The organism is Burkholderia sp. Ac-20392 (genome assembly GCF_017104585.1).
GTDB lineage: Bacteria > Pseudomonadota > Gammaproteobacteria > Burkholderiales > Burkholderiaceae > Burkholderia > Burkholderia lata.
The window spans coordinates 1-4143 of record NZ_JAAGPB010000637.1 but is presented as its reverse complement, the minus strand read 5'-3'; the positions used below and the strand labels follow the sequence as shown (position 1 = coordinate 4143).

Annotated in this window: 3 protein-coding genes; all 3 read left to right on the top strand. The window is 69.2% G+C overall.

What is annotated here, in order from left to right; all coding sequences use genetic code 11:
* The first annotated feature begins 14 nt into the window (after positions 1 to 14).
* Entirely contained in the window at positions 15 to 2216 is a 2202-nt protein-coding gene (locus G3N99_RS35960) for a fimbria/pilus outer membrane usher protein (protein WP_206124740.1), read from the top strand.
* Positions 2217 to 2330: 114 nt separating this feature from the next.
* Positions 2331 to 3740, top strand: a complete 1410-nt coding sequence (argH, locus tag G3N99_RS35955; RefSeq protein WP_174941639.1) for an argininosuccinate lyase — start codon at positions 2331 to 2333, stop codon at positions 3738 to 3740.
* Positions 3741 to 3834: 94 nt separating this feature from the next.
* Positions 3835 to 4143, top strand: a 309-nt coding sequence (locus G3N99_RS35950) for an HAD family phosphatase (protein ID WP_206124739.1), incomplete at its 3' end; no start/stop codon positions are given.

Below are 4143 nucleotides of genomic sequence, written 5' to 3'. Positions count from 1 at the left end.
CCCCCGAACCCGGCGTGCTGTTTCTCGACGTGTCGCTCAACGGCGAGCCGACACACCGGATCGCCCGCGTCCAGCAGATCGACGGGCGACTCTACGCGGCCTCCGCCGACCTGAACGATCTCGGCGTCGCGACAGGCGATCGCACGCACGAGCCGTCGAACGCGCTCGTCGCGCTCGACACGCTCCCGGGGCTGCGCTACGACATGGACACGAGCCGCCAGACGCTCGACCTGCGCGTGCCCGACGCGCTGCGCATTCCGCACACGTTCGATACGCGCGCGCTCACCGCCGCGCCGCCCGCCACGGCCGGCCGCGGCTTCTTGCTGAACTACGATGCGTACGCGCAGACCCTCGCCCATTCGCCGCTCGCGATCTGGAGCGAGGCGCGCTACTTCGACCCGGCCGGCGTCTTCAGCAGCACCGGCATCGCGTACCTGTACGACGACCGGCAGCGCTACCTGCGCTACGACACGTCGTGGACGCGCTCGAACCCGGCGACGCTCACGACCACGCAGTTCGGCGACACGATCTCGTCGTCGCTGTCGTGGACGCGCTCGCTGCGCATCGGCGGCGTGCAATGGCGCAGCAACTTCGGCCTGCGCCCCGATCTCGTGACGTTCCCGGTGCCGGCGCTGTCCGGCAGCGCGGTCGTGCCGACGTCGGTCGACCTGTACGTGAACAACGTGCGCCAGTTCAGCGGCGACGTGCCCGGCGGGCCGTTCGTGATCAACAGCGTGCCGGGCATCACCGGCGCGGGCAACGCCACGGTCGTCACGCGCGACGCATTGGGCCGCTCGGTGTCGACGTCGATTCCGCTGTACATCGATACGCGCCTGCTCGCGCCGGGCCTCGCGAGCTATTCGGTCGAGGCCGGCTTCCTGCGACGCGCGTACGGCATCACCTCGTTCGACTACGCACACACGCCGGCGGCGAGCGGCTCGCTGCGCTACGGCATCAGCGAGCGGCTGACCGTCGAGGCGCACGCGGAAGCGACGACCGGTGTCTACAACGCCGGCGCGGGCGTGCTCGCACGCATCGGCAACGGCGGCGTCGCGAACGCGTCGCTGGCCGTCAGCGCGCAGCGCAGCGCTGGTGCGCAGGTCGGCCTCGGCTACCAGTACGTGACGCCGCATTTCTCGATCGACGCGCAAACGCAGCGCGCATTCGGCGGCTACGGCGACCTCGGCGCGCGCGAAGGCATCCCGGTGTCGAGCGCCTCGGACCGCATCACGGTGTCGTTTCCGTTCCTGCGCGCGCAGACGCTGTCGTTCAGCTATCTCGGCCTCAAGTACCCAGGCATCGACGCATCGCGCATCGGCTCGATCGCGTACCTCGTCAATCTCGGCATGCTGACCTCGCTGACCGTCAGCGCGTTCCAGGATTTCCGGCAGCGCGACACGCGCGGCTTCTTCGCGAGCCTGAGCATCGGCCTCGGCGGCAACACGTCGGTCTCGGCCAGCGCAGGGCGGCAGAACGGCGAATCGACCTACGCGGTGAACGCCTCGCGCCCGCCCGACTACGGCGGCGGCTTCGGCTGGAACGTGCAGGCGGGCACCAGCGCCGCGCTGCGCTACGGGCAGGGTCAATTGCAGTATCTCGGCCGCGCCGGCGAGGTCACGCTGCTCGCACAGTCGTTCGGCGGGCGCGGCAACGCGTCGGTCGACGTCACGGGTGCGCTCGTGCTGATGGACGGCCGGCTGATGACGGCGCGCCGCATCGACGACAGTTTCGCGCTCGTCTCGACCGATACGGGGCGCGTCCCCGTGCTGCACCAGAACCGGCTGATCGGCGAAACCAACCGCGCCGGCTACCTGCTGGTGCCCGACCTGAACGCCTACCAGAACAATCGCGTCGCGATCGACGGCGCGACGCTACCGGCCGATGCGCGCATCGCCGACACGACGCTCGACGTCGTGCCGCAGGCGCGCTCCGGCGTGCTCGCGCATTTCGCGGTGTCGCGCTACAGCGCGGCGTCGATCATCCTGCACGCGCCCGACGGTACGCCGCTGCCGCCGGGGCTCGAAGTCCGCGACGTCGAGAACGGCCAGCGCACGATCGTCGGCTACGACGGCCTCACGTTCGTCGACGGCCTCGTCGAGCACAACCGCCTGGAAATCTCCGGCAACGGCCACGATTGCACGGTTGCCTTCGCGTACCGGCGGCCGGACGACGGCAGGCTGCCGCGGATCGGCCCGCTGACCTGCTCGCCGCGCTAGCGCCCGCGCCGCTCCCGCCCTCGACGGGCTTGTGCCGGACACCCGGCCGCGAATGCTAAAATCACCGGATTCCTCGGCGGCGCACGCCGCTCAATCTCCCTTCGAAGAATCGCCATGACGTCCCAACTGCACAAAAAGGGCGAGGCCTGGTCGGCCCGCTTCTCGGAACCGATGTCCGAGCTGGTCAAGCGCTACACGTCGTCGGTATTTTTCGACAAGCGCCTCGCGCTCGTCGACATCGCCGGCTCGCTCGCGCACGCGAACATGCTCGCCGCGCAGAAGATCATCAGCGCCGACGACCTGGCCGCGATCGAACGCGGGATGGCGCAAATCAAGGGCGAGATCGAGCGCGGCGAATTCGAATGGCAGCTCGACCTGGAAGACGTCCACCTGAACATCGAGGCGCGCCTGACCGCGCTGATCGGCGACGCCGGCAAGCGCCTGCACACGGGCCGCTCGCGTAACGACCAGGTCGCGACCGACATCCGCCTGTGGCTGCGCGGCGAGATCGACCGCATCGGCGGCCTGCTGAACGACCTGCGCGGCGCGCTGCTCGACCTCGCGGAACAGAACGCCGACACGATCATGCCGGGCTTCACGCACCTGCAGGTCGCCCAGCCCGTCACGTTCGGCCACCACCTGCTCGCGTACGTCGAGATGTTCTCGCGCGACGCGGAGCGCATGCGCGACTGCCGCACCCGCGTGAACCGCCTGCCGCTCGGCGCGGCCGCACTCGCCGGGACGAGCTACCCGATCGATCGTCACGCCGTGGCGAAGACGCTCGGCTTCGACGGTATCTGCGCGAACTCGCTCGATGCAGTGTCGGATCGCGACTTCGCGATCGAATTCACGGCCGCCTCCGCGCTCGTGATGACGCACGTGTCGCGCTTCTCCGAAGAACTCGTGCTGTGGATGAGCCCGCGCGTCGGCTTCATCGACATCGCCGACCGCTTCTGCACCGGCAGCTCGATCATGCCGCAGAAGAAGAACCCGGACGTGCCCGAGCTCGCGCGCGGCAAGACGGGCCGCGTGAACGGCCACCTGATGGCGCTGCTGACGCTGATGAAGGGCCAGCCGCTCGCGTACAACAAGGACAACCAGGAAGACAAGGAACCGCTGTTCGACACGGTCGACACCGTCGCCGATACGCTGCGGATCTTCGCCGAGATGGTTGCCGGCATCACCGTGAAGCCGGAAGCGATGCGCGCGGCCGCGCTGCAGGGCTTCTCGACCGCCACCGACCTCGCCGACTACCTCGTGAAGCGCGGCCTGCCGTTCCGTGACGCGCACGAAGCCGTCGCACACGCCGTGAAGATCTGCGACGACCGCGGCATCGACCTGGCCGACCTGACGCTCGACGAGATGAAGCAGGACCTGCCGAACGTCGCGCACCTGATCGGTGAAGACGTGTTCGGCTACCTGACGCTCGAGGGTTCGGTCGCCAGCCGCAACCACCCGGGCGGCACCGCGCCCGACCAGGTGCGTGCGGCGGTCAAGGCTGCGCGCGCCGCGCTCGGCCAGTAAGCCCGCTGTTCCGGACGGACGCCTTCGGCGTCCGTTTTTCATTCGGGCGGCCGTCGCGCCGCCCATCGCCTTCCCTGCTTCCCGAATGCCGCCGATGACCTTTTCCGCCGCGCTCTTCGACATGGACGGCCTGCTCGTCGATTCCGAGCGGACCATCATGAACACGTGGATCGACGTGTCGAATGCGCACGGCGTCACGCTGACCACTACCGACTACCTGCAGATCGTCGGCCGCTCGTTCGCCGAAGGCCAGGTCATCCTGGCGCGCCTGATCGGCAATCCCGATACGTTCGACGCGGTGCGCACCCGCGTGCGCGAACAGCTCGCGGCGCCCGAACCGCATCCGAAGTTTCCGTTGAAGCCCGGCGCGTTCGCGCTGCTCGACACGCTCGCGCGGGCCGGA

Bases quoted from the DNA above. Each gene is read 5' to 3' on its own strand.
- argH (WP_174941639.1), top strand. From the start codon at position 2,331: ATGACGTCCCAACTGCACAAAAAGGGCGAGGCCTGGTCGGCCCGCTTC.